Origin of the sequence: Streptomyces sp. NPDC051064, assembly GCF_044455985.1 — a bacterium.
Classification (GTDB): Bacteria; Actinomycetota; Actinomycetes; order Streptomycetales; family Streptomycetaceae; genus Streptomyces.
The window spans coordinates 33,028-54,601 of record NZ_JBITFK010000019.1; the positions used below are offsets into that span (position 1 = coordinate 33,028).

A 21,574-nucleotide genomic window follows, 5' to 3' on the forward strand; every position below is an offset into this window, starting at 1 on the left:
AGCAGGGCGAGGGTGAGCGGGTGAGCCAGCCCGCGCAGGGTGATGGCCCGTGCCGCGAGGTGCTGCGCGGCGCGGGCGGCGCGTATGTGCCGGGTCAGAGCTGGTGCCGCTCGGGTACCGCAGCGTGCGGCCGAGCGGGCGCCGGGGGCGGCTCCGTGCGGCCGTCGCGCTCGTGCGGGGTCGGCCGCATCGGCAATGCGCCGCCCTGGAGTTGCTTGCAGGCGGGGCAGGTCCAGCCGGTGAAACCGAACCATCCCGAGCACACGTCGCACTGCAACTGGCCGCTGCTCTCGGTGGGCGCCGGGGCAGCGACGCCGGGCGGGCAGTCATGCCCACCGCAGTTCCACCGGAGGCAGAGCGGGCACGCGTCGTTCGCCGACCGGAAGTCGAGCGGCAGGGTGAGAAGGAGTACCGGCTGGCGCTCGTAGCCAGGGGCCATCTCGGCGAGGGTGCGGCGTGCCTGGCGGCCGGCGGACCGGGCGCGAGTGTCGCCGTCGTCGACCAGGCGGTCGACGAGCCGGTGGAACTGGTCGGTCTCGTCACGCTCGAAACCGCGCTGGTTGTCGTCGCGCTCCTGGTCCTCCAGCCACCCCGCTCGAGGGGGAAGAGTGGTGACACTCATGCCGCCACCCCCCAGCCGGCACGTGCCCGGCGGGTGGTGCGGATCTGGCGGATCTGCGCGGCGAGGGCACGGAGTCGGTCGTTCTGGGCGGCGGTCCTGGCGGCCATCGAGCGGACGCCGCCGTTGCGGTTGGAGTCGGGGTTCGTACCCGCCTCGCGCTGAAGCTGGGTCGTCAGCGTGTCGAGCTGACGTCCCTCGGTGTCGCGGTCCGCGTCGACCGCGGCCGCCAGGCGCTCAGCGTGGGCGGCCCGGACAGCGGCGAGTTCACGGCCGGTCAGCCCGGCGCGCACCATCTCGTCCGCGTCGGGTCGTCCGTCGCCGTCGCGCAGGGCGAGTTCCTCGCACGCGGCCCTCACGGGGCAGCCGGTGCAGAGGTTGATCGCCTTGGTACGGCGGGCCCGCCATGCGGCGAGTCCCTCGTCGTCGGCGCGGAAGAAGAGGTCCGGGTCGATGTCGGCGCCGTGACAGCGTGCGCCGGCGTCGACCGCGGCCTGGAGTACGGCCCGGCGTGTGTGCCTGGCCTGAGTGGATGTCATCCTGTGCATGCGCGTTTGCCCTTCTAGAGAGGGTGATCTGCGAAGACGAACCCCCGGGCATGCCCGCCTGGGGGTTCGTCGTGTTCAGGGCCGGTGGCCCTGGGCTGCTGTACGAGCAGCCACGGCCCCGGCCGCCCCCTTACTGCGGGGCGGCCGGGGCCGTGGTCGTTCGTCTCGGTAGCGGGTCAGCTCGCCTCGGGGCGCAGCGTCTTGCGCGGCACCGGCGGCGCGCCCAGCGGCGATTCACCGGCGGGCAGCTGCGCGCGCCGGATGTCGGCGTTGCGTACAGCGGATTCGGTCGACGCCCACTGCTCCTTGCGCAGCAGCCACTGGGGCCGGCCGTCGCCGGGCTCGTCATCAGCAGTCGGAGTCCGCTTCTGCGCGGCGATCTGGCTGACGGCCGGGGCCGGTACGACCTTGGGCTTGCGCAGGACGGTGGTCGGGCGGCGGTGGACGGTCTCCGAGTTGCCGTCCGTCAGGCGCTCCTCCCACTTCCTGGCCGTGACGTCGACCGTGACCAGGCGGTTGCTACCCAGTCGGCAACGGACGGCCGGGGCCTTGCCCGCTCGACCGGTGTCGTGCGGCACCACCTTGGCCTTCTTGGTGAGGCCGGTGATCGGCACCCACGTCTTGCAGTCGGGGCAGACCAGCGATGCGCAGGTAGGGCGCAGGTCGTACTGGTGGGGCTTGAGAGTGGAGATGGCAAGCGCCGGACGGCTGTTGATGGTCCGGGAGCGGGTCCGGCTCCGGCGGAGGCGGGCGGTGCACTCAAGGGTCGAAGCAGACATCTGAACTCCTCGTGACGGAGCGGCAGGGGAAGCGTCGCGATGCTCTCTCCGCCCTCCAGGCCGCACGGCACAAGGCCGGCGTCCCGCAGGACAGACAGCGCACAGCGCTGCGACGTGCACACAGTCGTCGCGGCCGTCAGGCTCCGGGGGAGTTCGATGGTGCTCTCGCGCCCTCAGTGACCTGAGGGCTACCCCGGCCGCCCCGAAGGGCGGACGACTACTGCGGTCTTGCGATGGTGCTGCGGGCGTAAGCCCGTACGGCGCATAGCTGCACGCCCCAAGGGGCGTGGATAACCATGTCGACTTTGGTACCTAACTTTCATCGACAGGCATGACGGTACACGACTTAGGCACCGTCAGGTCAATAGTTAGGTACGGAAGTTGAGGACACGACGCCCAAGTGGACCTAGTTGTGTACCTAAATCGCGGCAAGGGGTACTGTGCTCGGCATGACGCCGAAGACTGAGCGCCGGACCACGGCACGAGCGATCGCAGATGACCTGCGTGAACAGATCCGGACCGGTCAACTGCCCCCTGGGTCCGCGCTGCCCACAAGCCGCGAACTCTCAGAGGGGTACGGCGTCACCACGAAAACGGTGAGCGCTGGCATCGATCTACTCAAGCTCGAGGGCCTTGTGGTCGGCGAGCAGGGAGGCCGGCGCCGCGTTCGTTCCGACCGCCCAATCACCTGGAACCTGACCAGCTTCGAGCGCGGACAACGACGCGATTCGAGAGCTATGGACGACTGGTCTGCTGCCATCAAGATGGCAGGCCGAGTTCCTGCTCAGCAGGTATCGGTGAGCACCGAGCCAGCTCCAGCCGAGGTCGCCGACTGGCTCCAGATCAGGCCGGGGGAACCAGTCGTTACGCGCACACGCCTACGCACAGTGGACGATCGCCCGTTTCAGCTGAGCACCAGTTGGTTCCCAGGAGCCATCGCCTCGGGAACGCTTCTTGAGGAAAAGGGAGACGTTGCTGTACCTGGGGGGATCCTGAAGGCGATCGGTCATCCCCAGCGGCATGTTCGAGACGAGATCAGCATTCGGATGCCCACGCCTGAAGAGTCCGAACAGTTGCAGCTTCCGCCTGGCACGCCTGTGGCCCAGCACGTTCGGGTCGGTTATGGCGAGCTCGCTCCAGTGCGAGTGATGCGGACTATCGCACCTGGAGATCGCCATGTGCTTGTTTACGAAATGGATGTAACCGGATGATGATTCGTCCCGCTAGCATTGCCGACGCTGAAGCTCTAATGAACCTGCGCCTTGAAGCCGAACGGTGGCTCGCCGACGCAGGTATCGACCAGTGGCGCAACCCCCAGACCCGGCAGCCCGCCCTGGAAAAATGGAAGACGGACATAGCAGCTGGGCGAACATGGGTCGTGGAGGAGCAGGGGGACGCCGTCGCAACGGTGACCCTCGCCCCGCCCGACCTAGACTTCTGGACTGCCAACGACGAACCCGACGAAGCCGTGTACGTCGCCAAACTCATCACGTCGCGGTCCGTCGCAGGCAGGAATCTCGGCGGCCAACTGCTGGATTGGGTCGGAAGCCAAGCCCGTCAGCAGGGGAAGCCATGGGTCAGGTTGGACTGCTGGCGCAGCAACACAAAGCTTCAGGACTTCTACAAGGGGGAGGGTTTTCAGCACGTGCGTACTGAGGCCCCAACCCACCGTCTGTCGGGATGGCTCGGCCAACGTGCCTCCAGCGTTGTGCGCCACCCAGAGTCCCTGCTACCAGGAGGAAGCCAAGCAGTACAAAGCGCTGCCTACACCAGCTAAACGACGAAGCCGCCCCCTCCTGGCCGGGAGGGAACGGCTCCTTAAGTCGACTCGCAGGCCTACCAAGCTCTGAGTCGTGCCGGTGAGGTGACCTCGCCGGGGTGATGCCCGTGGACCCAAGGGCCCGCGCAGTCACCTGTACCCAGAATAAGCGGACCGCGTCGCGGATCGCCACCATCTGGGTCTCCTGTCAGGTCACATCTGCTGGTCACGGCTCCCCTATCAAGGGGAGATCCACCACATGCACCACCTGTACTGCCCGCGCCGCCGGCCTCCAGCCGCGGCTCGACGAACTTTTCCCGACCGAACTGTCACACCGCCGCTCGGGACGAAGCCGGTAGCAGGCGTGACCGCGTCAACGTCTGCTCCTACCAGCCGCATTGCCATGCCTTCGTCGGGAGGTGTCGCATGAACCAGTTCGGCGAAGCCCTCTTCGGTCGCGGCTACGAAGTCCCGGATGATGTGACGGTCACTCGCCCCGTTGCGGAGACGCCCGGGCTCCAGCCTGAGGACATTGGGGTGCTTGTCCATTTGTTGCTCCTTCCTCCGGATACGGCTGCTACCGCCAAGGACCTCGCCGCAGGTATGCGGGAGCATCTGGGCTGGAAGATGAGCGTGGACCGGTTCGAGGTCATCGCCAAGCGCCTGACAAAGGCCGGGCATCTGATGCGCAAGTCGGTCTACAACGACGCGTCGAAGCGCCCGCAGTGGCGCTACTGGGCCTTCCGGAACCCGGCGAAGAACCCTGAGCACGTCGCGGCAGAGGCTGAGACGTTGTCGCAGGTCAGAGCCGGAATCGGGAAAAACCCGGTTCCGGGCCAGGTCGACCCGAGGGAAACCGGGGAAAACCCCATTTCGCCTGGTCAGAGCCGGAATCAGGTTTTTCCCGACTTCGAAGCGGAACCGGGAAAAACCCGTTTTCCCTCAGACCACGTTGTCGCAGGTCAGAGCCGGAATCGGGAAAAACCCGATTCCCCTTCGTCCCCCCCCCAGACCCCCCCCGGTGGGTTGGTAAACCCCCCTACCGTCCCCCCACGGTCAACGACTCCCGAGTCGGTGGTTGCTGCCGGGGCGGGTGGGGACGCCATGCGCATCGCGCAGAACTACAACCCCGCGACGGCGGAGATCGCCGTGAGCGATGCGGAGGTCGAGGCGGCCGGGGTGTTCCTGGCGAACCTGCCGGGCCGGTGGGCGTGCGGTGCAGAGGACATCGCGAAGTACGCTCGCCTGCTCGCTGAGTCCGCGAAGCGTTGGGGCTGGCCGCTTGGTGAGGAGCTGGAAGCCCGCCTCACGGACATGACCGGCACCAGTCAAAAGATCCGCGGTCACTACCCGAGGGTGATCCCGGCCCGTCTGAAGCGCCTGCCGCTGTACGCGGCCTTCAAGCGGGGAGACGTCGCTCCGGCCTCCGGGCAGGGGCAGCGGCCTCCGCTCGAGGGTGCGTGCCCAAACCATCCGCACCGTTCCGCGGAGCAGTGCCTGCCGTGCCAGGCCGACGACGATCACGACGCACCCGCTGAGCGTTCCGCCCGCCCGGTCCCGGACGAGGCCATCGCGGCAGCTCGGGCGCTCATCGGCTCCGGGAAGACGCGTGGGCGCCAGGGCGAGAAAACGCCGCGCAGTGAGGCCAGGGCGCGCCGGCAGTCCGTGGCCGCGCGGTCTGCTCAGGCTGAGGCGGAAGCCGAGGAGAACCGGCTCAAGGCGGCCGCGCTCCTGCGGGTCGACGCCACGGGTGCGCTGGGCTCCGGCGGTATCCCCGACCAGGCCGACCGGATGGAAACCGCGCAGCAGCGGTGATCGCCCGCTCCCGCCACACATGCGTGGGGGCGTCCGTTGCACCGGACGCCCCGCTGCGCCCCCTGCCAGCTCTGACCGATCAGGAGTGCACATGACCACCGTAGAGGCCAACGCCTTCACCGACTCGCACGGCTACGACCACGACGCCGGCCCCGGCCCTGGCGTGCGTGGCTTCGACCGTGTGCCGCCGCAGGACATCGACGCCGAACAGTGCGTGGTCGGCGCCATGCTGCTGTCCAAGGACGCGATCGGCGAAGTCGTCGAGATCCTCACCGCGGCCCACTTCTACAAGCCCGCTCACGCCATCGTGTTTGCGACCGTGCTGGACCTGTACGGGCGAGGTGAGCCGGCCGACCCGATCACCGTGGCGGCCGAGCTGGTCAAACGCGGCGACCTCACCCGGGCCGGCGGCGCCCCGTACCTCCACACCCTCGTGCAGGCCGTGCCCAGCGCCGCGAACGCGACCTACTACGCCGCCATCGTCCACAGCCTGGCCCGCAAGCGCCGCCTGGTCGAAGCAGGCACAAAGATCATGAACCTGGGCTACGGCGACGGTGACGCCGACGAGGTCACCGACGCGGCCGGCGCCGAGTTCAACTCGGCTGTCGACATCAAAGACGACACCGCCAGCTTCCGCCCGCGTGAGCGTTCCGAATCCCTCATGGACCGTCTCGAAGCACGCAGCCGGGGCGAGGTCACCAGGGGCGTACCCACCGGCCTCGTCGACCTCGACAACCTGACCAACGGCTTCCACGGCGGCCAGGTCATCGTGGTCGCCGCCCGCCCCGCGATGGGCAAATCCACCCTCGCCGTGGACTTCCTGCGCGCCGCCACCATCAAGCACAACTACTCCGGCGCCCTGTTCAGCCTCGAAATGGGCGGCGACGACATCCACGAACGCATCGTGTCCGCCGACGCCAAGGTCGCCTTCCACAAGATGCAGACCGGCGAGCTCACCGATGAGGACTGGGCCCGCCTCGGCCGCAGCGTCCAACGCCTGGAGGACGCCGACCTGCACATCTTCGAAGACGCCAGCCTCACCGCCACCCAGATCAAGGCCCACTGCCGACGCCTCCAGCAGCGCGGCGGACTCGACATCATCGCCGTGGACTACCTCCAGCTCATGCAGTCCACCGGTCGCCGCGCCGAGAACCGGCAGGTCGAGGTCTCCGAGATGAGCCGCCAGTTCAAACTCCTGGCCAAGGAACTCAATATCCCCGTCGTGCTCCTGTCCCAGCTCAACCGCGGACCCGAACAGCGCACCGACCACAAGCCAGTGGTCTCCGACCTGCGCGAGTCCGGATCCATCGAGCAGGACGCCGACATGGTGATCCTGCTGCACCGCGAGGACGCCTACGAGAAGGAGTCACCCCGGGCCGGCGAAGCCGACCTCATCATCGGCAAGAACCGCAACGGACCGACCGCGACCATCACCGTCGCCTTCCAAGGCCACTACAGCCGCTTCGTCGACATGAGCAAGACCTGACCACCCCACCTTGGCCAGCAGCCCCATGAGGGACCTCGCGTACCCCTCTCGCTGGCGATCACCGCCTCGGATGGGAATCCCCCCACCGTGGGTGGAGATCGCCGCCCACGGCGCCGCGTAGACGATCTTCTCGGTGTCCGCGGCCGACGGCTACAGACCTCACCTCTGATCAAAAGGAGCATCCATGACCGCCGACCTTCGTACCGACGAGATCTTTACCGGGCTGTCCGACTTCGACGCTTTAGCCGGCCCGATCCCTCGCGGTCGCGTCACCCTCGTCGCAGCACGCTCGTCCACGGGCACGACCGCGTTTGCCCTGAGCGTGGCCCGCCACAACGACGAAGTGGGCCGCCAGGTCGTGATTGCCAGCTTCGAAAGTGGCACTGACACGCTCATGGGTAACCTGGTCGCCGCCACCACGTCGGTCAACGTGGACCGCCCCTTGTCCATCAACAAGGGCCGCCGCGCCCGCATCGAGCGGGGCCGCACGGCGATGGAGCAGTCCCGGTTGTCGATGTGGAGCAGCGAACTCAAGGCCGGCCGGTGGCCCTTCAGGGATCTATCCGAGCAGCTGGCCGCCCGGCCAGGGCTCGATCTCATCATCGTGGACGGCTACGGACTGGCCTCCAACGACGAACCTTCCGAGGGTGCCACCTTTGCTGTGCTGCAACGTCTCGCCAACGAGCGCAACATCGCCGTCCTGGTGACCGCCTACCTGACGCCGCAGGACGATACCCCTGAGACCGATCTGCCCGCGCTCACGGAACTGAGCCGACTGGACGGCTCAGTGACAGAAGCAGAGACCGTCATGCTCCTTCATCGCCCTGACCGCAACGGCACCGTTCCGCAGCGACGCGGCGAAGTAGACCTCATCGCGGTCCGAGGCTGGGAAGGGACCGGCAGCGCGACCGTTCACTTCGAGCCCGAATACCACCGGTTCGTCGACCTGCCCAACGCTTGACCTGCGCTGGGTGCCCACTCAGCCCGCCGCCGGGCAGAGAGCACACCCTCAAGCCCACGATCGCCGCAGTAATGCAGGAGAGCGCCAGGCCGACCTCGCCGCCCAAAGCTGCCTCAGCCCGACCAGGTCAGCCTTCACCCATCAAATCCCAGGGGGGACCATGACCGACACCACCACCGAGAACCAAGCCTTCGACGAGGCTGGGCCCGACAAGACCAGCGTCATCGGAGACCTCCTCGGGAACCTCCTAGACGACGTAGCGAACATCGTTGAAGAACCCGACAGATACTCCAGCCTCCGCGGCCTGCCGACCGGCTTCCAGGACCTTGACCTGGTAACCGGCGGGCTCACCCCCGGATCCCTCACCGTCATCGCGTCCCGCCCCCAGGTCGGTCGGACAACACTCCTCACCGACATCTGCCGGAACACAGCGATCCGAAACAACATTCCGACCGCGGTCTACTCCCTCGAAGAGACCGGCGAGTTCTTCCTCATGCGCGTCCTGGCCGCCGAAGCCCGCGTCGCCCGGCATCACATCATCTGCGGCACGATGAAGGACGAGGACTGGACCCGCCTGGCCCGCCGCGTCCCGGACGTTTCCGCAGCCCCGCTCCACGTCAGGACCCCCAGCCGCCTCACCATGGCCACCCTTGAAACCGAAGTCCGTGAGCTCGTTGAGGAACACGGTGTGGCGCTCCTCGCCGTCGACGGCATCCAAGACATCCGTCCGGCGAAGCGCAGTGACCTCCGCGAACGCGAAGTCGGCGACATCGTCCGCGACCTGAAGACCCTCGCCCGAGAACTGAACATCCCAGTCGTCGCCACCAGCCACCTGAACCGCAATCCCGAGCAGCGGTATGACCGCCTGCCCAAGCTGGACGACCTCCGCGAGTCCGGAGCCATCACGTTTGCCGCGGACACAATCCTGCTGCTCCACCGGGAGGACGCCTACACCCGGGACACTCCACGGGCCGGCGAAGCGGACTTCTACGTGGCGAAACACCGCCAGGGACCCACTGTGGTGATCACCACTGCGTTCCAGGGCCACTACGGACGGTTCGTGGACATGCAGCAGACCTGACCCATGGCGCACAGAAGCCTCCGGAGCCTGTGTGGCTGCGGAAGTTTCTTGGGGCCGGAGCCACTGGCATTGGCTCCGGCCCTCTCCATCCGGCGGGCGAGGCCGGTCAGTCGGTGTCCTCATGGGGTTCGAGCAGCGCGAAGTACGTCTCGCGTTGCTCGTCGGTCAGCTTCCCGCTGTCGAGGGAGAGGTCCCGGCGCAGCACGCGCAGTGTGTCGGCCGCTGGTGCGCCCCAGGCGCTGTGGGCCTGGCGCTGGATCTCGCCGATGGTCGCGTACGCCTCCCCGGGGAAGTGACGGATGAACCAGACGAGCATCTTGCCCACCGACGGGGTCAGGTTCAGCAGGAACCAGGACTCCTTCTCCTTGGCTTCCTCGGCGTAGTCGCCGAGGTCGCGCAGCACGGCGCCCTGGATGACCTGGCCGAGGTCCTGAGTGGGGATGATGCGGTCCAGGCTGGCCGCGACGGACCAGGAGAGCTCGTTGGCCACCTCGGTGACCGACTCCTTGTTGCGGTGGCGCAGCACCCATCGCTTGCGTACGTCGGGCCGGTCGAACAGCGTGTGCTGGAAGTCGGCGGCGAACCGGTCGCGGACCTCGGCCGCGCCGGGCGAGAGGCTGTCGCGGTCCCCGGCGGACATCGCCTCGCCGACCCCCTCGTAGGAACGCTGGCGGGCCTCGGCCCAGTCCTGGACCACCGCGCGGGCCCACTGGTCTCGGCCGCCGACGACGGCCTGCGGCAGCGGCACCTCGCTGTTGCCGCGTGAGATGTAGGCGCGCAGCGTGGAGGCGGTGATGCCGCCCAGTTCCGCCATCTCCGGGGCGCCGATCAGCTGGGCCCCGGTCAGTTCGGGGCTGGAGAGGTCGGCCACGCACCGCTCCAGCGGCAGCGCGCCATCGCGTTCCTGGTGGCGGGCGGCCCACAGCGCCAGGTGGTCGAGCCAGTTGTCCGGCTTGGCGGCGTCCAGGTCGAAGGTGGCTACCTTGCCGAGGTAGGCCCGGCCCGGGTCGGCACGGCCGTCGAGCATGTCGGCGGCGCTGACGGTCACCGCCAGGCGGGCCTTGCGCCGCTCGTGGTCCTGGGCGACGGGGTCCCAGACCTGTCCGGGCCGGTACCAGCTGGCCCCGTCCCACCAGTAGCCGCCGGCGCGGAACAGCAGAGGACCGCCGCCCCACTGGGTGTGCAGATGGGAGGTGTCGTTGTCGCGGACCAGCAGTACGGTCCGGCCGTGTTCGGGGTGGTGGCGGACCGCCCAGCCGAGCGTGTGGTTGATCGGGTCGGTGGTGAAGGCGCGCCAGCCGCCGTCGGCGCGGTTCTTGTCCCAGCGGCCCCACATGCCGCTGGCCTCGTGGCGGCCGACGGCTTCGATGGCCTCGGGGCCGTCGTCGAGGGGGAGGTGGGAGTCGTCGACGAACGGCAGGCCCGGCACCGGGTGGTCGGTGCGCAGTCCGTTGGCGAGCGGGAGAACGTGGCTCAAGGCTGATTCCTCAGTTCGCTGCGAGTGCTGCATTCTTCGTGCAGCACTGAACGTACCCCCTTATGCATGCGCAGCAATCCTTGTCATGCAGCCTTTTTCTGGCCAACCCTGCCGGACAGGCGTTCGCGAGGGGCGGCCAGTCGTGATCGCGCCATAGAGTCAACCGGGTGCGTCAGGTTGCCCCTGACGGATGAGAGAGTCCGGAAAAGCCTGACGACACCTTGCGTCAGGTGTAGCTTGACGGCATGCCTGACACCCCCGAGCGTCCGCACGTGCTCTCACCGCGCGACGAAGCCCGCGTGCTGTTCGCCTCTGAGGTCGAACGCCTCCGCCAGGAGGCACTCGTTCTGCTGCCCATCGACCCCGCTGCGCCGCACGGCGAGCGGCTGCGCCGCGCCCTGGCGCTGAAGAAGCTGGTGGACGACGTTGTGGAACGCGCCGTCATCGCCGAACGCGAGGAGGGCACCACCTGGTCCCAGGTGGCCGCAGCCGCCGGCATCAGCAAGCAGGCCGCCCACGAACGCTGGACCGGAGACGTCAACGCCTGGGCCAGCAACGGCCGCACCATGTTCCCGCGGGACACCGCCCACTCCACCCTGGAGGCAGCCCGGCTCCTGGACCGCGTGTACGCCGCCCACGATCCCCGCCACCCGCAGGACGCGGTCAGCTCCGGCTTGGATGCCGTCCGCTTCCCCGGCGCGGTCGCCGCCGAGGCCGCCCGCCGGGAGCGCGCGACGGGCCTGCACGCCCGGCTCGCCGTATTCAACAAGCAGCTCTCCACCGCGTACTCGGACTGGAGCCTCCTCAACGATGCCGGTGCCCGCCCGGAGGCCCGAGCGGAGGTACTGACCCGGCTGGCCGCGATCCACGAAGAGGCCGCCGCCCTGTACGAGGAACTGACCGGGGTCGAGCCGGAACTCGCCGACGAGCATCGCGACAACGCCGAGCAGGCCCGCAGAAACAGCGCCTCCCATCGCGAGCACGCCGAGCTGCTGGCTGTTGCGGTACCCACGGAGGCGGCCTCGGCGGATGCGGCATCAGGCGCCGATCGCGGCGTCGCCGAGGAGGCGTCGACCACAGGGAGGGAAGCGCACGGGTGAGCGAATCTGAGGGGCCGCGACTACGTCCACGACGGACGTGTCGACCGGGGACGCGCCGACGAGAGCGCCAGCACCCTCGGCGTCATCCAGGCGAAGCTGCGCCGCCTGAAGGCCCGTCAGCTACTGAGGGGCGACGGCAAGAGGTGCGATTTGCTGGCAGGAGCAGCGGCGTGTGCATGGGCCGCAACACGGAGCGTGCCTTGCGTCGTTAGTGCCGCACGGGGTGGTGATCGGCGCTCAGCCGTCCGTACAGGGCGATAACGCAAGGGCCAGAACCTGATGGTTCTGGCCCTTGCGGGCGAGGGGTGAGCCAACACCCGTTCGCGAAGTCCCTGGTCAGCAATGGTTGGAGCCAGCAGTCAGGGCCGCGCCCGTTTAGCAGGCGCTGGCTGGATGGTCGCATTGCTGTATAGGTAGCGGCAAGCGAAGTGTGCCAAGAATGGGTGAATGTGTGGTCGCACCCATCGGAGGACCGTGTTCCTCATAGAGGTCACTCGGTATTACCTGGTCGGTCTTTCCGTCCCGTCACTCAGACGGCCACCTATGGCCAACGAATAAGTGGCACTTGCCAAGTTGGGCCCTCCCGAACGCGCGGGACAGATATGTATTAAGTACTGGAAGGTGGCGCTCAGGCCCGCTCATCACTGGCACGATTCTGTCCACCGCAGCACGGCGGAGCCAACCGCCTGCGGCATCTGGTTGGAGCCAGAGTTCGTGCACGTCGGTGGGCGCCGGCGTGAGTCAGAAAGGGCCCTTCATGTCTTCCCCTCAGTCCGTATCAGCGTGTGTCACTGGTACCCGACGCCGTCTCGGCCTCGGAGAGAGCGCGGTCATCATCGTCATCATCGTGATGACGGTCCTCCTGATCACCCGCGGCACACCTCTGCCGGAAGCCGCCACCATTCTGGGAAGCTCCGGGCTTCTGGCTGTGCTGGTGACCCGGTACGCCCAGGCCGGCCCGCGTACCGCTGTGATGCGCCGCGCCGGCCGTGCCCTGCTGTTCCCGGCGCAGGCGTAAAGGGACCAGACCCATGCCGGATCGACGGGGGCGCCCGATGGCGCCGATTGACGACCCGAACCACGGTGTTGGCCGCCTCGCCCGAGCCTTGCGCGACGGACGCTCTCGCCGCGGCCTGAGTCGACGACAGCTGGCTGCGGAGATCGACCGCTCGGTGACGACCATTCAGCGTGCCGAAGCGGGTGAGGTGAGACCGACGCTGCTGGTGAGCCAGCAGATAGCCGATGCGTGCGGCATTGACCACGACGAGATCGAGGCGTTGTGGAGGAAGGCAGCCCGACTGGGGAGAGGTCATCGCGTCACAGACGCGCCCCGCCTGAAGCTCGTACGGACGTCAGCCGACCTTGCCGCGGCACTGAGACGAGTCTGGGAGGAGAACGGAGAGCCTTCCTCCAGGCACATGGAGGAGCGAGCTGAGGCCAGGGCCAGAGAATTTGCGCCGCTGTCACGGATGTCCGCGTGGCGCATCCGTGAGCGGAAGCAGCCCGTCACCTCTGTACGGCAGTTGTATGCCTACCTGATCGCCTGTGAAGTGCCAGAAGGGACCTTTCCGGCCTGGGCCAAGGCATGGCAACGGGCCAAGCGCGACGACCGCTGGACACCCAAAATTGTCCCCGCGCCCCATCCGAGCCACCCGCGTCGCAGAGTCACGCCTTCCGAGGCCGTCGACTTCATGATCAGATCCGGACTCCGCCCCATCGACCCGTATCCCGGCCACGCCGCGCCCTGGACCGCTCAGTGCATGGCGTGCAGCTCGATCAGCCGCGTTCGGTACTCCAAGGTAAAGACAGGCGCGGGCGGCTGCCGAGTCTGCCGCCGAAACCAGATGGCAGCCTGATCATTGCGTGCACCGACCTTGTCTGTCCGTGGCCCGGAGAAGGGGGCAGACGAGGTCGGGGTCGGCGAACTCGGTGACCGCACAGCGATCGGGCCGTCATGATTGGGCCCCGGGCCTGACCTCGCGCCACGCGGCCGCAGGCTTGTGTACTACAGGAGAGAACGTGCCCAAGAAGAAGCGCCGCCCCCGTCAGCCGGCCCACCGGGCGCGCACCACCGTCGTGAGGCAGGCTTCCGAGCCGGACCAGGAGCGGGAGTACGTGGACGAATTCCAACCGCTCCTCGATCGCTACCCCACCGTGCAGGACGCTGTCCAGGCGGCGGAAGCCGGGGAGAGCGTCGAGTGGACAGGCAGCATCGGGGGACTGCCGATGCGCCACCGCGTCGTCCTGGCGCCGGAGCAGCTCATGGTCGAGCAAGCGATCCTTGCAGGATGGCCCCTCGACTACATGATCCGTTGCGCATGGTTTCAGTCCGACGCGCACGTCGATACCGAGAAGGCCGTTCTCAAGACACTGGACGAGCTCCACGAATTGACCCGTCCTCTCCTCGAGGAACAGGTTCGTGCTGTCCGGCCGGACTACGAGGCGGTGGCGCTCAGCGCCTTCGCGGAGCCCAGCGACCGCGGGGTGCCGACCTTCGGCTGGCGCGCCCGGTACCCCGTGATCGAAGGGCTCACTTGGCAGAGCACCCGCGACACCGCTGCCTGGAACCTGTCGGGCTGCTTCGACGCCATTGACCCCATCGTCGACATCCCAGAACTTGGCAGGCCCGCCATCGCGGCACGGCTGAGCCGTAACGGCGCCCCGCTGATGGTGTGCAAGGGATGCGACCTGCCCCTCACAGACCGCCACCCCCGCTGGACGCGAGTATGGGTAGGGCCAGACGGGCCCAGGTGCGAGGAACCCGCCGTGAGCGATGACGGGGCGCAGGCCGGCTGGGACGAAGAGGACTTTGGCTACCCGCACCACCCACGGCCCGCATAAAGACCGTCAGTACATGGAGAGCTGTTCGTGCTCGGGACTCCTCCGTCTCCTTCTTGGCCCGGCGTTCGGCCTCCTCCGCTTTCTGGATTCGCTCCTTCTCCTCCAGCTCCTTGCGCCGACGCTCCGCCTCCTCCTCCCGCTCCCGCTGGCGCGCCTCACGCTCCTCCTTGGCCGCATCATGACGCCGCCGCATAGACTCGTGCCTTGTCTGCACGTCGGCCGACTGCAGGGACGTCCACCACCGGCCCCGGCGAAACTGCTGCCGTTGGAAGCCAGCGCTCTGCGGCTGCGCCTCGGTTGTACTGGACCCCACTACCTTGTTGATGGCGGGTCTGTCTCACGTATGGCATATGCGGCGACCACGGTCTCGTCCGGGGGTAGCTTCAGTTGTAGCGCAGGATCAGTCCCCCACGAGCCGACATGTCGAGGGGCGGCTGCTCGAGCCGTGAACCACGACCCGGCCACCTGCTACCTCTCCGTTCGCCGCGGCTGCCTCAGGGCGTGCCCGCATTACCCATGGGATAGCAGGGCCTGAGCTTTACTGTCGGCGTGGACCTCAGTTCTGACCACACACATCGGTGGTCGAACTGAGTGGACGTCATCCACGTTCGACCCCTGGATCACGAGGGACTTGAACGGGTGGACTCCATCATTCTCTGGCTGCTCGCTGCCTCTGGCGTGCTGAGCATCTTCTTGTTCGTCGCCCGGGGGCTGCTCGATCAGCTGCCCGACCTCATCACCGCCTGGCGCAAGGTCCAGCGCATGTACCAGAGCGCTGACCGGAACGTCGACGACTCGAGGGGCACTGACGTATGAGAGGGCTGGAGAGCCGTAGCAGGCACCGTGGGCGGCCCCGGACGGTGGAGACGTCGGTCGTACTGGAGAGCTAGTCGCCCGCTTACACCCACTGCATCCCAACGGCGGACGCTGCTTCGCGGTGACTGCGGGCGACCGGCGGGTCAACCTCTGTGGGCTGCAGGTGACGTCCTTGGGCCCCCTCGTGAGCGGCGTAGCTTGCTGATTTGGACAACTTTCCTTGCTAAGAAAAGTCCCACGCATCGTGAACCTTGCTGAATCTGCCAACTTAACGACGAGAGGAAAGTTAACGAAATCGGCAAGTTTTTCGATGATAGCCCACTTGTCATGGCATGCTGATGGGTATGGAGACGAGCGCACACCAGAGGGAGAAGGACCTGCTTGAGCAGGGGCGTACGCATCTGCAGCAGTTGCTCGGACCCGAGTGGGAAGTCGCTCTGCGACCCGACCAGCTCCCCGGCGGGGACCACGGCTGGGATGCAATGCTCCAGATCAAGTCCGATGACGGCGTCTACATCTCGCTACTTGTCGAGGCCCGGCAAAGAGTCACCCCGAAGGACGCCGGCGGAGTCCTGACGTCTATGGCGCATCTCGTACGGCGGGTGAACTCGCACACCCGGCTTCTGGTGATCTCTCCGTGGATTAGCCCGCTGGCGCAGGAAGCGCTGCGGGCGAACGGAATCGACTACCTGGACCTGACCGGCAACGTTTCCCTGCGTGTGAGCCGGCCCGCCATTGTCATCCACACCCAGGGAGCTGATCGTGCTCCCGCCGGGCACAGGCCGCCGTCCAGCAAGCCGCTGCTCACCGGCCTCAAGGCCGGCCGACTTGTACGGCTTCTGGCCGACTTTGCTCCGCCCTACCGTGCTTCAGCACTGGCCAACGGGGCCAACTTGAGCCTGCCCTACGTGTCGCGGTTGCTCGACACCCTGGACGATCAACTGCTGATCGAACGCGAGGGCAGGAACATCGTTTCGGTTGACTGGCAGGGGCTGCTGCGGGCCAGGGCTAACCAGACGGATCTCCTGCGCACCGCTGAGCCGACCGGCATGCTCGCCCCGAACGGCATCAAAGCAGTGCTGCGCAAGCTGGCGAGTATGGCCGACGACAGCACTAACAGTATTCGGCGCGAGGTTCTGGTCACCGGCTCTTACGCGGCCAGATCCCTGGCCCCGCTGTCCGTCGGAGGACAGCTCATGCTCTACGTCCAGGAGCACGAGCTCAACGTGGAGGCATGGGCAGATGCGCTCGGTCTCATGCCCGTGCCGGAAGGCGCTGATGTGCTGATCCTGCGAGCGAAGGACGACAGCGTGTGGCAGCGGCCGATGTTCGTTGGGGGTGTGTGGCAGGTCGGGCTGAGCCAGCTTGCGACGGACTGCCTCTCGGGGCCGGGCCGCATGCCGGCCGAGGGAGAAAAAATCCTGGAATTCATGGCCGACCACGAACATGTCTGGCGCAGATCTGATCTTTCACGCCGGGACGAGTCCACCCGCTTCTAGACTTGCGCCACGTCCGGAGGGGGAACGATGTCGCAAGCCGCAGCAGGCACCGATGAAGACGAACTGAACCTAGCCGCCCGCAAGGTGCTCCTGGACGCGCTCATCGCCTTGGAGGACCACCGAGAGGCGCTCACCGTCGTCGGTGCCCAGGCCGTGTACCTCCGCACCATCGAAGCGGCGATCAGCAGCGCCTCCTACACCTCCGACGGCGACATCAGCATCGACCCAGAAGTCCTGGGCGAACAGCCGCTGCTCGAGGAAGCAATGCACGCAGCCGGCTTCACCCTCAAGCTCGACAAGAACGGCAAGCAGCAGGTTGGCCTATGGGAGCGCACCGAGCAGGTGGGCGAGGTTGAAGTCGGCGTAGAGGTCGATCTCCTCGTCCCCTCGAACCTGGCGCCGGGCTCGAAGACCAGGCGCCGCACCGAGATGCCGCCACACGACGGCTGGGCCGCCAAGAAGGTCCCCGGCCTCGAGGTGGCAGCCGTGGACCGCTCGCTGATGACCATCTCCAGCCTCACACCGGACGACGACCGCAGCGTGCAAGCGTACGTAGCCGGTCCTGTGGCGCTTCTTGTGGCCAAGGCGTTCAAGCTGCACGAACGGATCGCCGACGCCGAGAAGGGGAAAACGAACCGCGTGTCCGCCAAGGACGCCGGCGATGTCTACCGGATCATGGCCACGATTCGTGCCAGCCAGATAGCGGCATCCTTCACCGATCTTTGCGCGGACCCGCGGGTCGGCGCTGTCGCTACTGAAGGACTGCGCCTCCTTCGTCAACTCTTTGGCGCGGCTGCCACACCCGGCACTGAACTCGCAGTCCAAGCTCTGGCCGGGGACATCCCCGAAAGCCGTATCCGCGTACTCGTCCCGACCTTTGTTTCCAACTTGCCGGACACTGGTTCAGCCACAGGACCCACTCCCCGGATCGGCCTACAGCACGCGCCAGAGTAGAAACACACCCAGCCAGACCCGAAAGGCTGCTCGGCTCCTCGGCCGGGCGGCCGCGGTGCCGCCGGACGACGTGCAGCACCCTCTCGACGTGCCCGGTTGACCACACAGATGTGGGTCACGTCCTTCTCGTTCTTCAGCAGACGGATGTGGTGGCGGGCTCGGACGAGGCACCCTTCGACATGCGCGAGGGTGCTCTCCTCGTGCGTCGAGTTCCTGGTAGCACTCGGGGCGTGTTCCTCGCGGCGGGCGTCATCAGCAAGCGGGTCGACAAGTTCGGCGAGCGAACGGGGCCCGGTCGCGCGGACATCCACGTGGACGATCGGGAGGGCCGCCGTTTCCATAGTCATGCCCGACATTGCCAAGCTGCCCGGCCGCAGCATCCCTCACTTCGGGCTGGCCGCCCGGACATACCGGTCCCGGCATGGTCACCCTTGTCGTGTATCGAGGACGACTGGTCAATACTGGTTCCGCCGTTGGAAAACTACTGCCCACGGGCGACTTGGGCAGCTAGTTTCAGGCCGTATGAACAAGCATCTCTCCCTGCGTGAGGCCGTGTTGTCGTGGCTGGAGTACGCAGGCAGCCTTTCGCCGACACCTCAGTCCATCGTGGTGCTGATGCTCCAGCCCCACTGGGAGGACGTGGTGAAAGCGGTGGCCGCCGCAGCGCCCAGGGAAGAGCACCCCGACCTCTATTCCAAGGTCGACGGAGACCTGAACCCCTTAATTCTGCTGGAGGAGTCGGGCCTGGGCGAGGCGGCACGTCTCATTTCCTATGGTGAGCCCATCGTCGCCGCCGAGGTCGCGGACAACTTCGTCACCTTCTGCACCGCCCCGGCCCCGGTCCACGAGCGATGGCTGCTCCTCAACGGCACCTTCCCCCAAGGGACCAGGATCCCGCTGGGCCGGCACACCCTGCAGACCTTTACTGCGGACGAGCTCCGTCAGACGGTTCCGATGCCGGCGCTGAACGTTCTACAGCGCCGGAGCCATGATCTCGGCCTGATCACCGGCGCACCGTTCCTTTATGTGCCGGATCCCGGCCGCACGGTCACCCGTCGTCCGACCTGGTTCGACTTCACTGGCCCTCGCGCGGAGGCCCAGCACTGGCAGGCCCTCCTTCCCTTGATGTTGTGGGACAGCGAACTTCTCCGAGTGGAATCGGTTTTCAGCGTCGCGCGCGGACGCCGCTTCGAACTGGACCTCAGAGATGTGCCGACCACAATCCAAGTGTATGAAGGCCGGCGCGGAAGACGGGAAGAGGTTGAGGTCCGCGACACCGGCGACTTCCATGTCTCGGCCTCAGACCTTGAGGCCCTGACTGACTTCTGCACAGCGATCTCGGCGAAAATCAACGCAGTCATGTCAGGCGCGACGCACGAGCGAAGCATGGTTAAAAAGCGTGCCCGCCGCCTTGAACGCGCTGCCCGGCACGTCTTGGCCGCATACCAGCGCACCTATCACGACTACGGCGTCTGGGAGGTAGAGGCCGACGAACTGCACCTCGACTACGTCATCGCCCTGGAAGCCCTGCTGATCAGCCCCAACGACAAACGCGAGGGCACCGCCGATAACATCCGTTCCCGCGCGGCCGCCCTGTTTTCTACCCCTGGCCAACAAGAAGAGGCCAGGGCCATTGTTCAACGTGCCTACAAGGCCCGATCTACCTACGTACACGGCGACGTGATCAAAGACCAGACACCACAGGAGAAACTGGAGGAGCTGCGAACCCTCCGGCTCCTCACCTTGCAGGTCATCCTGCGCTGGATCGTTCTCACCCCCTCCGACACCGACGACCTTGCGTCCCTGCTCGATGCCGGTGTCGCCCAGGGCACAGATCGCCAACACCACATCGACCAGCCGCTGCGCACCTTTTTCACCACCACCCCGCCACGCAGCCGACCCGCCGACATCACCGCCACCTGACCCCTGCGTGAAGCAGCGGCTGGCCGCGGTGCGCTCGTACCCGGAGATGGTCGAGCGAGAGCGGGCGCTCGCCGGGTACCAGGTCTGGCTCACCCACGAGCTCGGAGGCACCTCTCCGAGGCGTCCGAGACGCAGCTCCTCCCGATCACGATGGCGCCCCACGGCTACACCGTTCAGGAGGCGCTGGCCCTCCCGTCGAAGCGGGAGCGCGAGGCGGCGGAGCGCCAGGGCAGGAGGCGGAGCGCCAGCGGAAGCGTGCCAAGGAGGAACGGATCGCGGCCCTGACCGACGAGGCCGACATCGCCGAGGCGGAGCACCAGGTGGCCGCCCGTACCGGCACGGCCGCCGCGCAGGCGACCGCCGCCACCGCCCAGGCACAGGCGGAGGCCGCGAAGACGAGGGCGTAGCTCCAGAAGACGGCGGCGGAGCGCCAGGCCCGCGCCGAGGCCGACGCGATGGAGTCGGCGGAGGTCGCCGCCACTCGCCGCGACGCCGCCCAGGCGGAGCTCCGCGAGGAGCAGACGGAGCGCGCTGCCGCCCAGCGCGCCGACCGCCGTCTCCAGCAGGCCCAGACCGAGCACCCGGCCGCCGAGATGGAGCTGCGCACCATCCAGCTCCGCGAGCAGGTCGCCCGCGTCGAGGCCGCCGCCCAGGAAGCCGAGGACTACGCCCGCCTCTCCCCCCGCGAGCGCTCCGAGCGCCGCGGAGCCCACCTGCTGCTCGACGCCACCCCGGCCGGCGAGGAAGTCCAGATCGAGGCCGTCTCCCTGGCCACCATTCAGGACAAGCTCTCCATCGGCCGGACCACCGCGAGCGAGCTGCGCATAGTCGCGCTCGGGCCTCATCCAGGGCGGCTACCGCCCCTGACGCGGCACCAAGACGACGGAGGGCGGCACCCGCATCGGGCGCCGCCCTCCGACGTGCGTGGAGGGTGCGGCCGAGGCCGGCGGCACGGCCAGGCGCTCATGGAGGATCGGCCCGCATGGCCATGATCCTGGTGCCTCTGGAGTCTTAACGAAGTCGACGGTCCAGATTCCGCTTAGCGCGTTCATTCGGGGGATGTCTAGACCTGTCAGGGGTTCTCGGACCGTGGGCGCACCGACAGGGGTGTGTCACAAGTCACATACCTTTGGAGGGCGCAAAAGGCACAAAAAGTAACTTGTGGGCTGCTCGACGCCCCCTGACGGTCACGACGACGTCGCTTCAAGAGTCCCGAAGGTTGCCCGCGGAGGATCGCCGTCGAGGGCAGGGAGGCACCCACACGGTCCTGGACCTCTCTCCCTAGCTCCCTCCGTTTCGAGATAGACGGGCTCCCGACATCCCAGAATCAGAAGCTGACGAACGCAGAGATCACGACGCAGAGTTCGTCTCGTCCGCCAGCCTCAGCAGGTGCCAGAGACGCCGAAACCGAAGATTCGCCAAGCCTTGTCCCGCCTCGCTGAGGTCAGTTCTTCTCAGGCCAGTAACGCGTCAGCTCAGAGCACCGGTGACCTTCCCGCAGCGCTACTGCCTCTCTCTGTTTTGTTGGTGTGGGGGTCGTCTTTTCTGGGTGAGCCGCGGTTGGGCATGGGGTCCTGCGCCCGGTGTCGCGCCCAGGTGTGCCGGTGCGGCAGGACAGCAGCCGGCCCTCAGAGGCCTCGTGCGAGACGCCGCTCCTGGCGGTGGGACTTCCACTCTCACGTCGGTGGGGCGAGACCTGGCGGTGGGACTTCCACTCTCACGTCGGAGGAGCGAGACCTGACTCTGAGACCTCCACCCTCACGTCGGAGGTGAGACGAGCAGCGCGCTTTGAGCGCGCGCTCCACCCTGTGAAGGCGCGCCTTGAGCGCGCGCTCCACCCTGTGAAGGCGCGCCTTGAGCGCGCGCTCCACCCTGTGAAGGCGCGCCTTGAGCGCGCGCTCCACCCTGTGAAGGCG

Annotated in this window: 20 protein-coding genes; 14 read left to right on the forward strand and 6 right to left on the reverse strand. The window is 67.3% G+C overall.

The window, feature by feature from the left end; translation table 11 throughout:
- Positions 1–94: 94 nt before the first annotated feature.
- The 3 genes from ACIBCU_RS37620 to ACIBCU_RS37630 all read right to left on the reverse strand — a co-directional run bounded on the left by ACIBCU_RS37620 (position 95) and on the right by ACIBCU_RS37630 (position 1,946).
- Positions 95–622: a hypothetical protein gene (locus ACIBCU_RS37620; protein ID WP_399237102.1), complete on the reverse strand. Its 528-nt coding sequence runs from the start codon at positions 620–622 to the stop codon at positions 95–97.
- Positions 619–1,158 (reverse strand): WhiB family transcriptional regulator, encoded by a 540-nt coding sequence (locus tag ACIBCU_RS37625; protein WP_399237104.1) that lies wholly within the window; start codon positions 1,156–1,158, stop codon positions 619–621. Before ACIBCU_RS37625 ends, ACIBCU_RS37620 begins: the two co-directional genes overlap by 4 nt.
- Before the next feature lie 185 nt (positions 1,159–1,343).
- Complete coding sequence (locus tag ACIBCU_RS37630; protein WP_399237106.1) at positions 1,344–1,946, reverse strand: hypothetical protein; 603 nt, start codon at positions 1,944–1,946, stop codon at positions 1,344–1,346.
- 449 nt (positions 1,947–2,395) lie between these two features.
- Between ACIBCU_RS37630 and ACIBCU_RS37635 the strand changes: the two genes are divergently transcribed.
- From ACIBCU_RS37635 to ACIBCU_RS37660, 6 genes are all read left to right on the forward strand, one after another.
- The gene (locus ACIBCU_RS37635) at positions 2,396–3,157 is read left to right on the forward strand and encodes a GntR family transcriptional regulator (RefSeq protein WP_399237108.1); all 762 of its coding nucleotides are present in this window, start codon (positions 2,396–2,398) and stop codon (positions 3,155–3,157) included.
- A gap of 38 nt (positions 3,158–3,195) precedes the next feature.
- The gene (locus ACIBCU_RS37640) at positions 3,196–3,723 is read left to right on the forward strand and encodes a GNAT family N-acetyltransferase (RefSeq protein WP_399237140.1); all 528 of its coding nucleotides are present in this window, start codon (positions 3,196–3,198) and stop codon (positions 3,721–3,723) included.
- A 408-nt stretch (positions 3,724–4,131) separates the two neighbouring features.
- Positions 4,132–5,520 carry a hypothetical protein gene (locus ACIBCU_RS37645; RefSeq protein WP_399237110.1) on the forward strand — a complete coding sequence of 463 codons (1,389 nt, stop codon included), beginning with the start codon at positions 4,132–4,134 and terminating at the stop codon, positions 5,518–5,520.
- A gap of 91 nt (positions 5,521–5,611) precedes the next feature.
- Positions 5,612–7,006 (forward strand): replicative DNA helicase, encoded by a 1,395-nt coding sequence (dnaB, locus tag ACIBCU_RS37650; RefSeq protein ID WP_399237112.1) that lies wholly within the window; start codon positions 5,612–5,614, stop codon positions 7,004–7,006.
- 184 nt (positions 7,007–7,190) lie between these two features.
- Positions 7,191–7,967 (forward strand): DnaB-like helicase C-terminal domain-containing protein, encoded by a 777-nt coding sequence (locus ACIBCU_RS37655; RefSeq protein WP_399237114.1) that lies wholly within the window; start codon positions 7,191–7,193, stop codon positions 7,965–7,967.
- Between the two features lie 160 nt (positions 7,968–8,127).
- Positions 8,128–9,048, forward strand: coding sequence for a replicative DNA helicase (locus ACIBCU_RS37660; protein WP_399237116.1), 921 nt, complete (start codon positions 8,128–8,130; stop codon positions 9,046–9,048).
- Between the two features lie 106 nt (positions 9,049–9,154).
- On the opposite strand, the gene ACIBCU_RS37665 is transcribed toward ACIBCU_RS37660, so the two are convergent.
- A complete protein-coding gene (locus tag ACIBCU_RS37665; protein WP_399237118.1) occupies positions 9,155–10,525 on the reverse strand; it encodes a hypothetical protein in 1,371 nt (456 codons plus the stop codon).
- Positions 10,526–10,770: 245 nt separating this feature from the next.
- Between ACIBCU_RS37665 and ACIBCU_RS37670 the strand changes: the two genes are divergently transcribed.
- The 8 genes from ACIBCU_RS37670 to ACIBCU_RS37705 all read left to right on the forward strand — a co-directional run bounded on the left by ACIBCU_RS37670 (position 10,771) and on the right by ACIBCU_RS37705 (position 19,658).
- Positions 10,771–11,625 (forward strand): hypothetical protein, encoded by an 855-nt coding sequence (locus tag ACIBCU_RS37670; RefSeq protein WP_399237120.1) that lies wholly within the window; start codon positions 10,771–10,773, stop codon positions 11,623–11,625.
- A 757-nt stretch (positions 11,626–12,382) separates the two neighbouring features.
- Positions 12,383–12,643: a hypothetical protein gene (locus tag ACIBCU_RS37675; protein ID WP_399237122.1), complete on the forward strand. Its 261-nt coding sequence runs from the start codon at positions 12,383–12,385 to the stop codon at positions 12,641–12,643.
- A gap of 37 nt (positions 12,644–12,680) precedes the next feature.
- Complete coding sequence (locus tag ACIBCU_RS37680) at positions 12,681–13,481, forward strand: helix-turn-helix domain-containing protein (protein WP_399237124.1); 801 nt, start codon at positions 12,681–12,683, stop codon at positions 13,479–13,481.
- A gap of 163 nt (positions 13,482–13,644) precedes the next feature.
- The gene (locus ACIBCU_RS37685) at positions 13,645–14,466 is read left to right on the forward strand and encodes a hypothetical protein (RefSeq protein WP_399237126.1); all 822 of its coding nucleotides are present in this window, start codon (positions 13,645–13,647) and stop codon (positions 14,464–14,466) included.
- A 639-nt stretch (positions 14,467–15,105) separates the two neighbouring features.
- Positions 15,106–15,282 (forward strand): hypothetical protein, encoded by a 177-nt coding sequence (locus tag ACIBCU_RS37690; RefSeq protein WP_399237128.1) that lies wholly within the window; start codon positions 15,106–15,108, stop codon positions 15,280–15,282.
- Positions 15,283–15,626: 344 nt separating this feature from the next.
- Complete coding sequence (locus ACIBCU_RS37695) at positions 15,627–16,781, forward strand: hypothetical protein (RefSeq protein ID WP_399237130.1); 1,155 nt, start codon at positions 15,627–15,629, stop codon at positions 16,779–16,781.
- A 27-nt stretch (positions 16,782–16,808) separates the two neighbouring features.
- Positions 16,809–17,735, forward strand: coding sequence for a hypothetical protein (locus tag ACIBCU_RS37700; RefSeq protein ID WP_399237132.1), 927 nt, complete (start codon positions 16,809–16,811; stop codon positions 17,733–17,735).
- A gap of 522 nt (positions 17,736–18,257) precedes the next feature.
- Entirely contained in the window at positions 18,258–19,658 is a 1,401-nt protein-coding gene (locus ACIBCU_RS37705; protein WP_399237134.1) for a hypothetical protein, read from the forward strand.
- Positions 19,659–19,831: 173 nt separating this feature from the next.
- Here ACIBCU_RS37705 and ACIBCU_RS37710 read toward each other — a convergent pair whose 3' ends face one another.
- A complete protein-coding gene (locus ACIBCU_RS37710; RefSeq protein ID WP_399237136.1) occupies positions 19,832–20,503 on the reverse strand; it encodes a hypothetical protein in 672 nt (223 codons plus the stop codon).
- A gap of 831 nt (positions 20,504–21,334) precedes the next feature.
- On the reverse strand, positions 21,335–21,574 hold a 240-nt coding region (locus ACIBCU_RS37715), incomplete at its 5' end, for a hypothetical protein (RefSeq protein WP_399237138.1).